This is a genomic window from Flavobacterium sp., assembly GCF_965657075.1.
In the GTDB taxonomy this organism is placed as follows: domain Bacteria; phylum Bacteroidota; class Bacteroidia; order Flavobacteriales; family Flavobacteriaceae; genus Flavobacterium.
The window spans coordinates 1-15,970 of sequence record NZ_CBFHMV010000005.1 but is presented as its reverse complement, the minus strand read 5'-3'; the positions used below and the strand labels follow the sequence as shown (position 1 = coordinate 15,970).

The following is a 15,970-nucleotide window of genomic DNA, read 5'->3' as shown; positions in this document are numbered from 1 at the left end:
ATGAGTTTAGTTAATAAAAATATATTAATCACTGGTGGAGCTGGATTTATAGGTTCTAACTTATGCGAGTATTTTTTATTGAATAACAACAAAGTAACTTGTTTGGATAACTTTTCAACTGGACATAAATATAATATTGAAAAATTGTATTCAAATCCAAGGTTTAGTTTGATTAAAGGTGATATTCGGGATTTGGAGACTTGTAAGAAGGCTGTTGAAGGAGTTGATTATGTATTACATCAAGCGGCTTTAGGAAGCGTGCCTCGTTCTTTGAAAGATCCAATTACTTCTAATGATGTTAATGTTTCTGGTTTTTTGAACATGTTGGTTGCTTCTCGAGATGCTAATGTAAAAAGATTTGTATATGCAGCTAGTTCTTCAACTTATGGAGATTCTGAAGCGTTGCCTAAAGTAGAAGATGTTATTGGAAAACCTCTTTCGCCGTATGCTATAACAAAATATGTGAATGAATTGTATGCCACAATTTTTAATTCCACCTATGGGTTAGAAACTATTGGTTTGCGCTATTTTAATGTTTTTGGAAGAAATCAAGACCCCAATGGAGCTTATGCCGCTGTTATTCCTAAATTTGTATCTCAATTTATGAATCATGAAAGTCCTGTAATAAATGGAGACGGTTTGTTTTCAAGAGATTTTACCTATATTGATAATGTGATTCAAATGAATGAAAAAGCCTTGTTGACGACTAATCCAGACGCAATAAATACGGTTTATAATACTGCTTTTGGGGATAGAACCACTCTAAACGATTTAATTGGTTATATAAAAGAATTTTTGACCGTTTATGATCCTGAGATAGCTAATGTTGATGTCGTTTATGGACCTAATAGATCAGGAGATATTCCTCATTCACTAGCAAGTATTGAAAAGGCAAAATCACTTTTAGGATATGAACCTAAGTATTCTATGAGAGAGGGTTTGAAAGAAGCAGTTGATTGGTATTGGGAGTTTTTGAAGGTTAAGTGATCTGGAGAATGGTTGATGGGGTGAATAGGAGATTGAGTGAATGGGGAGTTGGTGATGGTGTGATTTGGAGACTGAGAGTTTGTGATTTGGAGAAAATTAGGGTTTGGAGATTTTGGTTATGAAGTTAAAGATTTATCTTATGACCCATAGCTGTATATATAATTTATAACTATATAAAAATGATTAAAAGTATTTGTTGTATCGGAGCAGGATACGTTGGAGGTCCTACAATGGCTATTATTGCACAAAAGTGTCCTCATATAAAAGTCACTGTTGTTGATTTAAACGAACAGAGAATTGCGGCATGGAATGATCCAAATGTTGATAATATTCCTATATATGAGCCTGGGTTGAGTGCTATTGTAAAAGAAGCTCGTGGAAGAAATTTGTTTTTTTCAACAGCCGTTGATGAAGCTATTGAAGAAGCAGAAATGATTTTTATTTCGGTAAATACTCCTACTAAAACTTATGGTGTTGGAAAAGGAATGGCTGCGGATTTAAAATATATTGAACTTTGTGCAAGACAAATTGCAAGAGTTGCCACCTCTAATAAGATTGTAGTTGAGAAATCAACATTGCCTGTCAGAACCGCAAGTGCTATTAAAAGTATTTTAGATCATACAGGAAATGGTGTTCAATTTCAAATTTTATCTAATCCAGAGTTTTTAGCTGAAGGTACTGCTGTGGAAGATTTATTAGCTCCAGATAGGGTTTTAATTGGTGGTGATCCAAGTGATGAAGGTCAAAAAGCCATTGAAGCTCTTGTGAATATTTATGCTAATTGGGTGCCAAGTGAACAAATTTTGACGACTAATGTTTGGTCTTCTGAATTGTCTAAATTGACTGCTAATGCCTTCTTAGCGCAACGTGTTTCTTCCATAAATGCAATGTCAGAACTTTGTGAAAGAACAGGTGCTGATGTTAATGAAGTAGCAAAAGCTATTGGAATGGATAGTAGAATTGGTTCTAAATTTTTAAAATCTTCCGTAGGTTTTGGAGGCTCATGTTTTCAAAAAGACATCTTGAATTTGGTTTATATTGCAAAATCCTACGGATTGAATGAAGTAGCTGATTATTGGGAACAAGTCATCATCATGAATGACCATCAAAAAAGAAGATTTGCTAAAAACATCATCAAAACTTTATATAATACCGTTTCTGGAAAGAAAATTGCCTTTTTGGGTTGGGCCTTTAAAAAAGACACCAACGATACCAGAGAATCAGCGGCTATATATGTTGCTGATGATTTATTAGCAGAGCAAGCTCAAGTTACTGTTTATGATCCTAAAGTGAATGAAAATCAGATTTATTTTGATTTGAATTATTTAGAAACTCGTTCAGATGAAGCGAATAGAAATGGTTTAAAAGTAGCACATGATCCTTACGATGTTTGTAAAGATTCACATGCTATTGCGGTCTTAACAGAATGGGACGCTTTTGTTACTTATGATTGGCAAAAAATTTACGATGCTATGCAAAAACCTGCCTTTATTTTTGATGGAAGAAATTTATTAAACAAAAAAGAATTAGAACGTATTGGATTTGTTTATCAAGGGATAGGTTCTTAAATTATACATATATGAATACAAGAATAGCAATTATTGGATTAGGATATGTTGGTTTGCCTTTAGCAAGATTGTTTGCCACAAAATATCCGGTTATAGGTTTTGATATCAACCAAAGTAGGATTAATGAATTAAATGCGGGTAAAGATAATACATTGGAAGTAAAAGACAGTATATTACAAAAAGTATTAGTAAAAACACCTTCTGATGCAAATGGATTATATTGTTCAGCTAATTTAGACGATATTAAAAACTGTAACTACTATATAGTTACAGTCCCAACTCCAGTAGATAAAAACAACCGACCTGATTTAACCCCATTATATAAGTCGAGTGAGACTGTTGGGAAAGTGCTTAAAAAAGGGGATATAGTAATTTATGAATCTACTGTTTATCCAGGTGTAACTGAGGAAGAGTGTATTCCTGTTTTAGAACGTGTTAGTGGGTTGAAGTTTAATGTTGATTTTTTTGCGGGTTATTCTCCAGAACGAATTAATCCAGGAGATAAAGAGCATACGGTTGAAAGAATATTGAAAGTAACCTCAGGCTCTACTCCAGAAATTGGAAAAAAAGTAGATGATTTGTATAAAAGTGTAATCACAGCTGGTACTCATTTAGCACCTACCATCAAAGTAGCTGAAGCTGCAAAAGTTATTGAAAACTCGCAACGAGATATTAATATTGCTTTTGTAAATGAATTGGCTAAAATATTTAATTTATTAGACATCAATACCCATGATGTTTTAGAAGCTGCTGGAACAAAATGGAATTTTTTACCTTTTAAACCTGGATTAGTTGGTGGACATTGTATTGGGGTTGATCCTTATTATTTGGCTCAAAAGGCTCAAGAAAAAGGCTATCATCCTGAAATTATTTTAGCAGGAAGACGATTAAATGATAGTATGGGTGAATATGTTGCTTCACAAGTAGTAAAAGCTATGATAAAAAAAGGGGTTACCGTTAATGGAGCTTCTTTATTAATGTTAGGAATTACTTTTAAAGAAAATTGTCCGGATGTAAGAAATACTAAAATTGTAGATGTAATATCTTCATTACAAGAATATGGTATATCAGTGACCACTTATGATCCTTGGGCGAATCCTACAGAAGTAAAACACGAATATAAAATTACAAGCACAGATGAAATTCCAAATCAAAAATTTGATGCAGTTGTGTTAGGTGTTTCTCACAAAGAATTTTTAGGATTGGATATTCCGTCATTACAAAAAGAGAATAGTGTTTTATATGATGTAAAAGGAATTTTAGGAAACAACGTAGATGGTAAACTTTAATTGTTTTTAAGACAATACATACAAGGCCTTGCTTATTACAGGGCTTTTTTTATAGAACACAGTTTAGTGATTTTTTTATATTCTTTTTAATTTATTATTCACAACTCAAAATAGACAACGGACAACAAACGTCAACGAAATGTCCTATAGATTTATAGCTATCTGTGGGTCTTAGTTTTGATTTGTTTTATAACAACGGTTCTCGATTCATCCCGATGAATCGGGACACTCGAACTAACGGTTAGTACTAAGTTTTATTTATATGAACACCTTAAAATTAATTTACATATTGCCTTATAATCTTCAATAAGTTTCAGTTACAACCTTTAATAAGATTATTAATTTGTAAATAAGCTTTATAACTCATAAATAAAGTTTATTTTTGTAGATTAACTTTATTACTATTACTAATTTCATATAAATGAAGCATATACTTATAACAGGAGGAGCTGGTTTTATTGGCTCACACGTGGTAAGAAGATTTGTTACTCAATATCCAGATTATCATATTTATAATTTAGATGCCTTGACTTATGCAGGAAATCTGGAAAATATTAAGGACATAGAGCACAAATCTAATTATACTTTCCTAAAGGGAGATATTTTAGATGAAGCTTTTCTTGAGAATTTGTTTTCTAAATATAAGTTTGATGGAGTTTTACATTTAGCTGCAGAATCTCACGTGGATCGTTCTATAACCGATCCATTAGCTTTTGTAAAAACCAATGTAATTGGAACAATGAACTTGTTAAATGTATGCAAAAAACATTGGAAGGATAATTTTGAATACAAACGTTTTTATCACATTTCAACTGATGAGGTATATGGAACATTGGGTGAAACAGGTTTGTTTACGGAAACTACTGCATACGATCCAAATTCTCCTTATTCAGCCTCAAAAGCAGCTTCCGATCATTTTGTTAGAGCTTATGGAGAGACGTATGGATTGCCTTATGTGATTACGAATTGTTCTAACAATTATGGGCCAAATCACTTTCCAGAAAAATTAATTCCATTGTTTATAAATAATATAATTGAGAAAAAACCTTTACCGGTTTATGGTGATGGAAAATATACGCGTGATTGGCTGTTTGTTGAAGATCATGCCGTTGCTATTGATTTGGTTTTTCATGAAGGTAAAAATCATGAGACCTACAATATTGGAGGATTCAATGAGTGGCAAAATATTGATTTGGTAAAACTATTGTGCCAACAGATGGATGCTAAATTAGGAAGAGCAGCTGGAGAATCTGAAAAATTAATCACCTACGTAAAAGACAGACCAGGTCACGATTTACGATATGCCATTGATGCTTCAAAAATAAATAAAGAATTAGGATGGAAACCTTCGGTAACCTTTGAACAAGGATTAGAAAAAACCATAGATTGGTATTTGGCTAATGAAAAATGGTTGAAAAATGTTACTTCTGGAGAATATCTGAAGTATTATGTGGAGCAATACCAATAAAAAATGAAATTTTCAAATACAATAAATTCAAAATATTTTCAAAAAATTGAAAATTTAAAAAGCCAATCTTTAAAAAGCGGATTTTGGAGTGTAATTTCACAATTTTTTAATTTTTCATTTAAACTTATTTCATTGTCGGTTTTGTCTAGAATATTAAACCCTGAAGATTTTGGTTTAATAGCTATGTGTACCACAATTTCTGGTTTTGTAACAGTTTTTAGTGATATAGGATTAACTACATCTACTATTCAATCTGATAATTTAGATAGTCAGAAGTTTAATAGTGTCTACATACTTAATTTTTTGATAGGTATATTGCTGACTATTCTTTTTGTTTTTATATCACCCATAATGGCATGGTTTTACAATGATGACCGTTTATTATTAATAGGAATATTTTCTTCATTAAGTTTTTTTTTGAGCGGAATTTCTTCTCAGTATTTAGCTTTATTAAAAAAAATAATGGAATTTAAAACATTAGCTATTGCAACTATAATAGCATCTCTTATTGAACTAACAATTTGCTTATTATTAGCAAAATTAGGTTATGGCTATTGGGCTTTAATTTTTGGAATATTAGCAAATGGATTATTTTTAGCAATTTTTTTAACATTTAAATTTAAATGGTATCCTTCAAAATTTATTTGGTCTGATGAAATTAAATCATTTTTACATTTTGGAAAGTTTATTACATTTTTTGATGTCATCAATTATTTTTCAAAAAATTTAGACAATATATTAATTGGAAAATTTAAAGGTGCAGTTATATTAGGATTTTATAGTAGAGCATATCAAATAATGTCGCTGCCCCTTTCTCAAATAAGAATACCATTTATGGCTGTAGTTTTACCATCTTTAAGTCAATTAAAAAATGATGAAGTAAAATATAAAGATTATTATAACACTTTTATTTCAATTTTTAGAATTTTGATAACTTATATAGTCTTATTAATGTGGGTAAATTCAGAATCTATTGTTTTAATAATGTTAGGAGAAAAATGGGGAATAACCACTCAGATTTTTTCGATATTAGCTATCGCCTCTTTCTTTCAACCAATTTATGGAACATTTGGTACCGTACTAATTTCTTTAGGAAAATCTAAAAAATATTTTTATTGGGGTATCTATAATGCAATTATAATTATTGTATCATTTATCATTGGTGTAAATTATTCAATTACTTTATTTTCGTGGTTTTATGTACTTGCCAATATTATTACTTATTTTTTTTCTGCATTTTTCACCCTTAAAAACACTCCAATAAATGTAATTGAATTTCATAAAAAAAACACACTTTTCATATTTTTCTTCATTATAATAGGTTTCTTTTTTAGAAAATACGCTATAGATTTTTCAAATATTTTGTATAACTTACTTTATAGGAGTACAATAATTACAATGTTTTTTATACTATATTTAGTGTTTTTTAAAAAAGATAGAATGTTAATAAAAAAAGCATTTAGTTTATTGAGACGAAAGTAGTTTATGATATGAAGAATAATAACAAACATTAATTGAATTAAATAAAAAATAAAAAATAAAAAATGAAAATATCAAAATTTATCAAAATTATTTTTGGAAAATTAATTGCTAAAATATATATATCAATAATAAAGCCATCAATTGATACTTATATTACAAATACACAAATAGTTGATGCAAAAATTGGAACCAGCACAAAAATATATGGTAGAGGAACAATATACAATTCAAAAAATTTAAAAATAGGTTCTAATTGTAGAATAGGGAATAATTATTTTTTTCATTCATTAGGAGGTATTACAATAGGTAATAATACAATTCTATCAAGAAATGTAACTATATATTCTGCTAATCATAATTATTTATCTACAGATTTAATACCATATGACGATACTTATATTGAAAAAGAAGTAAAAATAGGAGATTCTGTATGGATCGGAATGAATGTTTGTATTTTACCAGGTGTAACTATTGAAGATGGTGCAATAATTGGTATGGGAACAATAGTAACCAAAAACATTAAAAAAGGAGAGATTATTGGTGGTATGGGACAAAGAGTTGTGGCAAATAGAGATTTAAAAGTTTTTGATATCTTAACAAAAAACGAAAAATTATATGGAAAGTTTGGAATACACTAAGAAAAAATTATTAAGTATAATAATCCCTGTTTACAACTGCGAGCCCTATTTAATAAGTGGTTTTGAAAAACTAAAACCTCTATATAGTTCCAAAGTTAGTTTTGAAATTATTTATGTTAATGATGGGTCAACTGATAATAGTTTAGAATTGTTAAGAGAAATAGAGAAAAATAATTCTTTTATATCAGTTATTACTCAAGAAAATCAAGGTTCTTCTGGAGCAAGAAATACCGCAATTGATTTGGCAAAAGGTCAATACATACAGTTTTTGGATTCAGACGATTTTTTAGAAGTAAATAAAATTTTAGTGCTTTTGCAAAAAGCCATAGATAATAATTTAGATGCCATATCTTATAGATTAGATTATATTAATGAAAATGGAATTGTTTTAAGCGAAAGGCCTATACAAAACGTTACACATGACATTATTATATCAGGTCATCAGGCTTTAATTGAAGGCTTTAATCCATCTTCAATTTGTGTTTTTTTATTTAAAACATCTTTTTTAAATAAAAATAATTTACGTATTACACCAAAAATCACTCACATGGATGTTGATTTTACATCACGAATGATGATTGTGGCTAAAAAAATTATTTTTACAGATAAAATAATTTACCATTATTTACAACGACAAGGCTCCATCACAAAACCAAAAACAATTGAAAAAATTAAACAACTTATTTCAGATGAAATTATAGTAGCTATAAATGTAAAAAAAACAATAGAAAAATATTTTTCAACAGAATTAAAGGTTGCTATTCAAAAAAACTATAATTCAATAATATGGAATCTAATCTGGCGTTTTTATTCGAAGCCCAAAGAAGTAGATTATGATTTTAAAATAATGTGTTTAAGGGAGTTAAAAGAAAAAGAATTATACCCAATAAAAGGAGCATTAAAAACAAATTTTCAAAAAGTAAGTTGTTTTTTCTTTAATCAAGAGTGGCTTTTAAAAATAATATTGAAATTAAGGTCATAGTAAAGACTAATAAAACAAAGATTTGTACAATTTTTTTTGAATTGATAAAAAAATGTTTTCGTTCTTTAAATCACTTTTAATGAAAAACTATTTTTTTCAGAGAGGAAATTAAACTTTACAAGTAATAATAATGAATTTATCTATAATTATACCTGTTTATAATGCCGAAAAATACATTGAAAAATGTATAACAATAATCATGAATCAAGATCAAAATAATCTTGATTATGAGGTTATCATAATAAACGATGGTTCGTTTGATAATTCTTTAGCCATTATTAAGAAACTGGGTGAAAAATATTCTAATATTAAGATATTTTCACAAGAGAACAAAGGTGTGAGTGTTGCAAGAAATGTTGGAATAAAAAATGCAACTGGCAATTATATTTGGTTTATTGATGCTGATGATTTTATCGAACAAAATTCTTTTCAATTATTAGAAAAATTTATTGTTTCTTTAAATTTTGATTTTATTCATTTTGGATATAATAAGTTAGATAAAGAAAATGTAATTTGTAATACAATAACTTTAAATAAAGAGACCATTACTAATGGAGTACAAATATTAGAAAAACAAGAAGCTTTATATTTATGGAATAATTTGTTTAAAAAACAATTAATTTCAAAAAATAATTTTTCTTTTTTAGAAGGTACTATAAATATTGAAGATTTTGAGTTTAGTGTTAAATTTTTCAATAAAGCAAGAAAAGGAATAATAATTCCAATAGTTTTGTACAATTATTATGAAAATGACCAATCAACATCTAGAAATAAATCACGTAAAAATTTGATAAAATTAGCTGAAGATTCTTTTACAGTTCATTTATCATTACAAAATTACATTAAAAAAAAACCTAAAATAATTACAGAAATGATAGTTAATAAAAGCATCGCAGGATTTTTTTATAGTTTGTTAGTGCAACCGTATAATTTTTCTGATTTAAAAAAATATTACAAACGCTATGAAGAAAATTCATTACTGCCATTAAAAACCATTAAAAATGAAAAATTTTCTTTAATTTGCATGTTTAAATTAATTAATAATAAAAAACTGTTTTATTTGTTTTTTAAATTATACAAAATATTAAAATAATTCCAATAATAGTTTATGTTTCTTTATAACTTAATAATCTTTTTTTTGGTATGTCTTTTATTCTTTTTTTATTTTCAGTTGAAACAGTTTCGATTGATATTCAACAACAATTAAAAAAATAATAATTAATGCTTCCTTATTTTTTTTTATTTTTTTTAGGTGCTATAGTTTATTTTGACAATTCAAATAAACCTTCTAACGTTAAGATCAATTTATTTGTATTTTTCTTAATTGTCATTTCAGGTTTACGTGATATGATTGGTGGTTTTGATGTCTATATATATGGTGAGGTTTTTGAAAAGCAAAATATAATAAGAGATTATGAACTCTTTGAATTAGGATTTAATTACTATTTCAGAATATTGTATTTTTTTGGAACTAGCAGAGAGTTTATGTTTTTTGTTACAGCCTTTATTATTTTAGCTTCTCATATTTGGCTCATACGAAAAACTTCAGTGTTAACTAATCTAGCGGTCTATGTTTATTTTTGTAAGTTTTTTTTATTTACATTTATTTATTTAAGGCAGGGCATCGGTATGGCAATCATCTGGTTGGCTATATATTTTTTGTTTAAAGAAAAAAAATGGTTCACTTATTTTTTTGTGATAGTTGCTTTTTATTTTCATAAGTCCTCAATAATGTTTATTCCTTTTCTATTTATATATAAAAAAACATTTTCCTATTTGCAAATGTTAGCTATTTTTGCTTTTTTTCTAGCTATCGCATTGAGTCCCTTGGGTAGTTTTTTAACTCTATATTTTGCTGAAAATATAGACAATAAATATGTTGCTTACTCTGATAAGTTTTCAGGAGTTAATATTTTTTATTTATTAGAATCTGCAATATTAATTTATTTACTCTTTAAATATAGAGAAAAATTTTATGCCTTTAAAAAAGGAATTATTATTTACAATGGTATGTTTGTTTATGTTTGTATGCAACTAATGGGTTTAACCAACGCTACCTTTACAAGGATAGGCTGGTATTATTTAATCTTTTTACTTCTTTTTTTATCAAATATTTATAAATTTATACCTTCAATACAATTAAAAAGTAATTATAAATTGCTTATGTATGTTTATTTTAGTTTGGTTTTTTTAAGACTATTGATTTATTATGATGGTGGGGACCTTATACCTTTTAAATTTATTTTTGAAGATTTTGAAAGAAATGGAATGTGGGAATTTTTAGAATATAGAAGTTAAAAGAATTAAAAGTAATAGTAAACATTATAAAAAGTGTATTGCAATAAAATTAATTTTATATTTTAAATATTTTACATTAAAAAATCAATATTTGAATCAAAATATAAAAATATTTAATCTATGAAAATATCTGTTTTTACACCAACTTATAATAGAGCAAATCTTTTGATTAATGTGTATGAAAGTTTATTAAATCAATCCTATCAAAATTTTGAATGGATTGTTGTTGATGATGGTAGTAATGATAATACAAATTCAGTAATTGAAAGTTATATTAAAGAGAATAAAATAAAAATAAATTATTTTTTACAAAAAAACAAAGGAAAGCACTTTGCTATAAATAAAGGAGTTAGTATTGCAAATGGTGAATTATTTTTTATTTTAGATAGTGATGATGAGTTGCCAATGAACGCATTAGAACTTGTTTCAATAAAATACGATAAAATAAGAAATAATTCTAAAATTGGAGGTATTGCAGGAAGAAGAAATTATAAAGATGGTTCTATTGTTGGTAACAAAACTTTTGAAGAGTTAATTTCAAATTCAATTGATATTCGTTACAAATATAATATTAAAGGAGATTTAGTAGAAGTTTTTAAAACAGCAATTTTGAAAGAGAATCTATTTCCAGAAATTTTAAATGAGAAATTTTGCCCAGAAGCTTTAGTTTGGAATCGAATTGCACAAAAATATGATCTGTACTTTTTTAATCAAGGTATTTACACCACACAATATTTGCCCGATGGATTAACGTCAAAAATCGTAAAAATAAGAATGACATCTCCCATTGCTTCTATGCTTACTTATTCTGAATTGGCTTCTTACAATATTCCACTACATCAAAAAGTAAGAGCGACAATCAATTTTTGGAGGTTTTCTTTTAATTCGAACCTCGATTTTATTAAAAAAATTAAAATGATTAATGTACTATATTCGATACTTTGTTTTCCTTTGGGCCTGTTTTTGTTCATAAAAGATAAAATCCAACAAAAATGAAAATTCTACAAATTATAAATTCATTAGCAACAGGAGGTGCAGAAAAATTAATATTAGAAACGGTGCCATTATATAATAAAAAAGGTGTCAAAACTGATGTTTTGGTATTTACTGCTAATGACGAACCTTTTTTAGAAAAACTACAAAAATTAAATTGTTGTCAAATTTTTATACTAGGAAATCAGTCATCATACAATCCGCTAAATTTTTTAAAATTAATGCCATTCCTAAAAAGATACGATATCATTCACGTACATTTATTTCCTGCTTTGTATTGGGTTGCATTTGCTAAAATAATTAGTTTTTCAAAAATAAAATTAGTTTTTACCGAACATAGTACGTCAAATAGACGTATGAATAATGTCTTTTTTAAACACGTTGATAATTTTGTGTATTCTAAATTTAATATAATAGTTACCATTTCTAGAGAAGTTGATTTTGCGATTAAAAAATGCATAAATATTAAACACAATAAATTTCAATATATTAATAATGGCGTTGATATTTCTACAATAAATAATTCCGAACCTACAATTAAGAGTGAAATCACTAACATAATAAATGAAAATAGAAAAATTATTATTCAAGTTTCTTCTTTTCAATATCCTAAGGATCACAAGACTTTAATACGTACCCTTAAATATTTAGATGATGATATAATTTTAGTTCTTGTGGGTGAAGGTATTGAAATGGAAAACATGAAAAATTATGCAAAAAAAAATCAAGTTAATAGTAGGGTTTTCTTTTTAGGGATTCGAATGGATGTGTCACAATTATTAAAAACAGCTGATATTGTAGTTTTATCTTCTCACCATGAAGGCATGTCATTATCAAGCATAGAAGGTTTAGCATCAGGTAAACCATTTATTGCATCAAATGTGCCAGGATTAACAGAAGTAGTTGAAGGAGCAGGTTTATTGTTTGAAGATAATAACGATTTTGATTTAGCTAATCATATAAAAAAATTATTGGCAGACGAACATTACTATAAGCAGATAGCAACTCAATGTCAAGAAAGAGCTAAAGCTTATGATATTGAAATAATGATAGAAAAACATATTGAATTATATAAATCATTAGTTAATGCCTAAAAAAAAAATAATTCGAACTTCAACAATAGCATTGTCTTTAAACGTTTTACTAAAAGGTCAATTGTCTTTTTTGAATAATCATTACAATGTTGTTGCTGTATCTGGAAATGATGAAGACTTGAAAGAAGTTGAAAAAAGAGAACAAGTTCATGTTCATGCTATTGAAATGCAACGTCAAATTTCACCCTTAAAAGATTTAATTAGTTTAATAAAACTGTATTTGTATTTTAAAAAAGAGCAACCTCAAATAGTTCACTCCATTACTCCAAAAGCTGGCTTATTGTCTATGATAGCCGCAAAATATGCAGGAGTACCAGTTCGTATGCATACATTTACAGGGCTGATTTTCCCCTCTAAAAGAGGTTTATTGCAAAGGATACTTATATTTATGGATAAAATATTATGTTGTCATGCCACGAATATTTATCCTGAAGGTCAAGGTGTTAAAAATGATTTACTATCCTATAAAATTACTACAAAACCTCTGAAAATAATTGCTAATGGTAATGTTAACGGTATTGATGTAGATTATTTTAATGTTAATCAAGTTTCAATGGAACAACAAAACCAATTAAAAAATGAATTAGGTATATTAACAGACGATTTTGTTTTTATTTTTGTAGGTAGATTGGTTGGGGATAAAGGTATTAACGAATTAATTGAAGCTTTTAAACAAGTAAGTAAACAATTTTCTACAAGTAAATTACTATTGGTAGGATTATTTGAAGAAAAATTAGATCCATTACATAGTGAAACTCTAAATGAAATTTCACAGAACAAAAATATAATAAGCGTTGGCTTTCAAAAAGATGTAAGGTTTTATTTTAGCATTGCTAATGCTCTTGTTTTTCCGAGTTATCGAGAAGGTTTTCCAAACGTAGTAATGCAAGCCGGAGCTATGAGTTTGCCAAGTATCGTAACAAACATTAACGGATGCAATGAAATTATAATTGAAAACTACAACGGTTTAGTAATTCCAGTTAAAAATACAATAGCTATATTTGATGCCATGAGAAAAATGGTTGAAGATGTTGATTTTTATAATGATCTTAAACAAAATTCACGAAAACGAATTGTAGATAACTATGAACAAAATGTAGTTTGGAAGGCCATTTTAGATGAATATAAAAGTTTAGAAAAATATGTATAAAACCATTTTCAAAAGAATACTAGATTTAATAGCATCCCTAATCGGATTTGTCCTATTAAGTCCAGTTTTTCTAGTTGTAATGATAGCCTTATTTTTTGCCAATCAAGGGAAACCATTTTTCTTTCAAACTCGTCCTGGTAAAAACGAAAAACTTTTTAATATCATCAAGTTCAAAACCATGAATGATAAAAAAGATAGTAATGGAGAGTTGTTGTCAGATAGTAAGCGATTAACTAAGATTGGTTCTTTTGTTCGAAAAACGTCTTTAGATGAAATTCCTCAATTACTAAATGTAATCAAAGGGGATATGAGTTTAATTGGACCAAGACCTTTGTTAGTACAATATTTACCTTTATATAATGATTTTCAGAAGCAACGACACAACATAAGACCAGGTATAACAGGTTGGGCACAAGTTAACGGTAGAAATGCTATAAGTTGGAACCAAAAATTTGAATATGATGTTTGGTATGTAACTCACTGTAATTTTATACTTGATATAAAAATACTATTTTTAACCCTTAAAAAAGTATTTGTGAGTGAGGGAATTTCACAGGAAGGTCAAGCTACTATGGAAGTGTTTAAAGGAAATTAATAAGTATGGAAAAGAAGTATTACTTGTATGGGGCAAGCGGACACTCTAGAGTCGTATTAGATGTTATTGCGTCCCATCCAAATATTGAAATTAATGCCGTAATTGATGATTATTCTAAAGAAGATCATATCAATTCAGTTTCTGTTTTGATTCCAGCAGAAGTATCTGTTGGTCCAGAGGCTGTTTTTTTAATTTCTATTGGAAATAATTGGATTAGAAAAAAAGTAGTTGAAAAAAACAATTATAGTTATTTTAAAGCGGTTCATCAAGAAGCTTTTGTTTCGCAAAGTGTCACTATAGATGAAGGTTCTGTGGTCATGCCTAAAGCAGTCGTTAACGCTAATGCAATAGTCGGTAAGCATTGTATTATTAATTCTGGTAGCATAGTGGAACACGAATGTGTTTTGGGTGACTTTGTTCATGTTTCTCCCAATGCTTCTTTAGCTGGCAATGTAATTATTGGAGAAGGGACTCATGTAGGAATTGGAGCTGTAGTTATCCAAGGAATTACCATTGGGAAATGGGTTACAATTGGTGCGGGAGCTGTCATAATAAGGGATGTTCCTGATTATGCTGTGGTGGTAGGAAATCCTGGAAAGATTATTAAAATAAATTCTGATGCGTTTTAAAAGAATATTTGATTTTTTTATTTCCTTTTTCATGCTCCTTTTTATTGGTTGGTTTGTTGTACTTCTCTTTTTTCTGGCCAGTTTTGATACACAATCCTTTGGCCTCTTCTTTCAAGAAAGAATTGGTCAATTTGGTAAAACCTTTAAGATTTTCAAAATAAAAACGGTTAATGACACTTCAAAGCGTATTTCTTTTTATGCTAAACTATTAAGAAAGTCTAAGTTAGATGAGTTGCCCCAACTTTTAAATATTTTATTGGGCCAAATGAGTTTTGTAGGACCTAGACCTGACGTGTCTGGTTATGCAGATGCTTTGCAAGGTGAAGACCGAATTATTTTAAGTCTAAAACCTGGCGTCACGGGATTAGCCTCGTTAAAATATAGAAATGAGGAGCAGTTGTTAGCTGATCAAATCCATCCTGAATTTTATAACGATACCGTTATTTGGCCTGATAAGGTTCGTATTAATCGTTGGTATGTTGCTAATCGTACTTTTTTTATGGATGTGAAAATTGTTTTTTATACTTTTATTCCTTTGTCTTTTGATGTGGATGGGTTTATTGATGGTTGATGGGCTTTGTTTTTTACACCCCGGTCTTCGACCACCCCTCTGGGAGAGGGGATTTTTGGTTGGTTGTTGATGGTTGGTGGTTTTTGGTTTATGGTTTTTTACACCCCGGTCTTCGACCACCCCTCTGGGAGAGGGGATTTTTTGTTGGTGTGTCTTGTCCTGAAAAAAGTTGACTAAATATTAAATAATATGTCAACAAAAAAGAAAATTTCAAAAATTCCGAGTT

General features: G+C 28.4%; 15 protein-coding genes. All 15 read left to right on the top strand.

Features of this window, described 5'->3' with window-relative positions; genetic code table 11:
* The 15 genes from ACTF56_RS05005 (at position 1) to ACTF56_RS04935 (ending at position 15,744) form a co-directional block, all read left to right on the top strand.
* On the top strand, positions 1 to 987 hold the full coding sequence (locus ACTF56_RS05005; RefSeq protein WP_438965823.1) for an SDR family oxidoreductase: 987 nt from the start codon (positions 1 to 3) through the stop codon (positions 985 to 987).
* Positions 988 to 1,166: 179 nt separating this feature from the next.
* The gene (locus ACTF56_RS05000) at positions 1,167 to 2,555 is read left to right on the top strand and encodes a UDP-glucose 6-dehydrogenase (protein WP_438965822.1); all 1,389 of its coding nucleotides are present in this window, start codon (positions 1,167 to 1,169) and stop codon (positions 2,553 to 2,555) included.
* 11 nt (positions 2,556 to 2,566) lie between these two features.
* Complete coding sequence (locus ACTF56_RS04995; RefSeq protein ID WP_438965821.1) at positions 2,567 to 3,844, top strand: nucleotide sugar dehydrogenase; 1,278 nt, start codon at positions 2,567 to 2,569, stop codon at positions 3,842 to 3,844.
* Positions 3,845 to 4,265: 421 nt separating this feature from the next.
* Entirely contained in the window at positions 4,266 to 5,312 is a 1,047-nt protein-coding gene (gene rfbB, locus ACTF56_RS04990) for a dTDP-glucose 4,6-dehydratase (RefSeq protein WP_438965820.1), read from the top strand.
* Between the two features lie 3 nt (positions 5,313 to 5,315).
* Positions 5,316 to 6,794 carry a lipopolysaccharide biosynthesis protein gene (locus ACTF56_RS04985; protein ID WP_438965819.1) on the top strand — a complete coding sequence of 493 codons (1,479 nt, stop codon included), beginning with the start codon at positions 5,316 to 5,318 and terminating at the stop codon, positions 6,792 to 6,794.
* A gap of 62 nt (positions 6,795 to 6,856) precedes the next feature.
* Positions 6,857 to 7,432, top strand: a complete 576-nt coding sequence (locus ACTF56_RS04980) for an acyltransferase (RefSeq protein WP_438965818.1) — start codon at positions 6,857 to 6,859, stop codon at positions 7,430 to 7,432.
* Positions 7,410 to 8,414, top strand: a complete 1,005-nt coding sequence (locus tag ACTF56_RS04975) for a glycosyltransferase (protein WP_438965817.1) — start codon at positions 7,410 to 7,412, stop codon at positions 8,412 to 8,414. Before ACTF56_RS04980 ends, ACTF56_RS04975 begins: the two co-directional genes overlap by 23 nt.
* A gap of 130 nt (positions 8,415 to 8,544) precedes the next feature.
* Entirely contained in the window at positions 8,545 to 9,507 is a 963-nt protein-coding gene (locus tag ACTF56_RS04970) for a glycosyltransferase (RefSeq protein WP_438965816.1), read from the top strand.
* Between the two features lie 128 nt (positions 9,508 to 9,635).
* Positions 9,636 to 10,712 carry an EpsG family protein gene (locus tag ACTF56_RS04965; protein ID WP_438965815.1) on the top strand — a complete coding sequence of 359 codons (1,077 nt, stop codon included), beginning with the start codon at positions 9,636 to 9,638 and terminating at the stop codon, positions 10,710 to 10,712.
* A 120-nt stretch (positions 10,713 to 10,832) separates the two neighbouring features.
* A complete protein-coding gene (locus ACTF56_RS04960) occupies positions 10,833 to 11,708 on the top strand; it encodes a glycosyltransferase family 2 protein (protein WP_438965814.1) in 876 nt (291 codons plus the stop codon).
* On the top strand, positions 11,705 to 12,799 hold the full coding sequence (locus tag ACTF56_RS04955) for a glycosyltransferase (RefSeq protein ID WP_438965813.1): 1,095 nt from the start codon (positions 11,705 to 11,707) through the stop codon (positions 12,797 to 12,799). The genes ACTF56_RS04960 and ACTF56_RS04955 overlap by 4 nt, the downstream gene beginning before the upstream one ends.
* Positions 12,792 to 13,949 carry a glycosyltransferase family 4 protein gene (locus ACTF56_RS04950; protein ID WP_438965812.1) on the top strand — a complete coding sequence of 386 codons (1,158 nt, stop codon included), beginning with the start codon at positions 12,792 to 12,794 and terminating at the stop codon, positions 13,947 to 13,949. The genes ACTF56_RS04955 and ACTF56_RS04950 overlap by 8 nt, the downstream gene beginning before the upstream one ends.
* A complete protein-coding gene (locus ACTF56_RS04945) occupies positions 13,942 to 14,544 on the top strand; it encodes a sugar transferase (protein ID WP_438965811.1) in 603 nt (200 codons plus the stop codon). The genes ACTF56_RS04950 and ACTF56_RS04945 overlap by 8 nt, the downstream gene beginning before the upstream one ends.
* Positions 14,545 to 14,549: 5 nt before the next feature.
* The gene (locus tag ACTF56_RS04940; RefSeq protein WP_438965810.1) at positions 14,550 to 15,173 is read left to right on the top strand and encodes an acetyltransferase; all 624 of its coding nucleotides are present in this window, start codon (positions 14,550 to 14,552) and stop codon (positions 15,171 to 15,173) included.
* The gene (locus tag ACTF56_RS04935; RefSeq protein ID WP_438965809.1) at positions 15,163 to 15,744 is read left to right on the top strand and encodes a sugar transferase; all 582 of its coding nucleotides are present in this window, start codon (positions 15,163 to 15,165) and stop codon (positions 15,742 to 15,744) included. Before ACTF56_RS04940 ends, ACTF56_RS04935 begins: the two co-directional genes overlap by 11 nt.
* The last annotated feature ends 226 nt before the right edge of the window (positions 15,745 to 15,970 follow it).

Bases quoted from the DNA above. Each gene is read 5' to 3' on its own strand.
- ACTF56_RS05005 (WP_438965823.1), top strand. From the start codon at position 1: ATGAGTTTAGTTAATAAAAATATATTAATCACTGGTGGAGCTGGATTT.
- ACTF56_RS05000 (WP_438965822.1), top strand. From the start codon at position 1,167: ATGATTAAAAGTATTTGTTGTATCGGAGCAGGATACGTTGGAGGTCCT.
- ACTF56_RS04995 (WP_438965821.1), top strand. From the start codon at position 2,567: ATGAATACAAGAATAGCAATTATTGGATTAGGATATGTTGGTTTGCCT.
- rfbB (WP_438965820.1), top strand. From the start codon at position 4,266: ATGAAGCATATACTTATAACAGGAGGAGCTGGTTTTATTGGCTCACAC.
- ACTF56_RS04985 (WP_438965819.1), top strand. From the start codon at position 5,316: ATGAAATTTTCAAATACAATAAATTCAAAATATTTTCAAAAAATTGAA.
- ACTF56_RS04980 (WP_438965818.1), top strand. From the start codon at position 6,857: ATGAAAATATCAAAATTTATCAAAATTATTTTTGGAAAATTAATTGCT.
- ACTF56_RS04975 (WP_438965817.1), top strand. From the start codon at position 7,410: ATGGAAAGTTTGGAATACACTAAGAAAAAATTATTAAGTATAATAATC.
- ACTF56_RS04970 (WP_438965816.1), top strand. From the start codon at position 8,545: ATGAATTTATCTATAATTATACCTGTTTATAATGCCGAAAAATACATT.
- ACTF56_RS04965 (WP_438965815.1), top strand. From the start codon at position 9,636: ATGCTTCCTTATTTTTTTTTATTTTTTTTAGGTGCTATAGTTTATTTT.
- ACTF56_RS04960 (WP_438965814.1), top strand. From the start codon at position 10,833: ATGAAAATATCTGTTTTTACACCAACTTATAATAGAGCAAATCTTTTG.
- ACTF56_RS04955 (WP_438965813.1), top strand. From the start codon at position 11,705: ATGAAAATTCTACAAATTATAAATTCATTAGCAACAGGAGGTGCAGAA.
- ACTF56_RS04950 (WP_438965812.1), top strand. From the start codon at position 12,792: ATGCCTAAAAAAAAAATAATTCGAACTTCAACAATAGCATTGTCTTTA.
- ACTF56_RS04945 (WP_438965811.1), top strand. From the start codon at position 13,942: ATGTATAAAACCATTTTCAAAAGAATACTAGATTTAATAGCATCCCTA.
- ACTF56_RS04940 (WP_438965810.1), top strand. From the start codon at position 14,550: ATGGAAAAGAAGTATTACTTGTATGGGGCAAGCGGACACTCTAGAGTC.
- ACTF56_RS04935 (WP_438965809.1), top strand. From the start codon at position 15,163: ATGCGTTTTAAAAGAATATTTGATTTTTTTATTTCCTTTTTCATGCTC.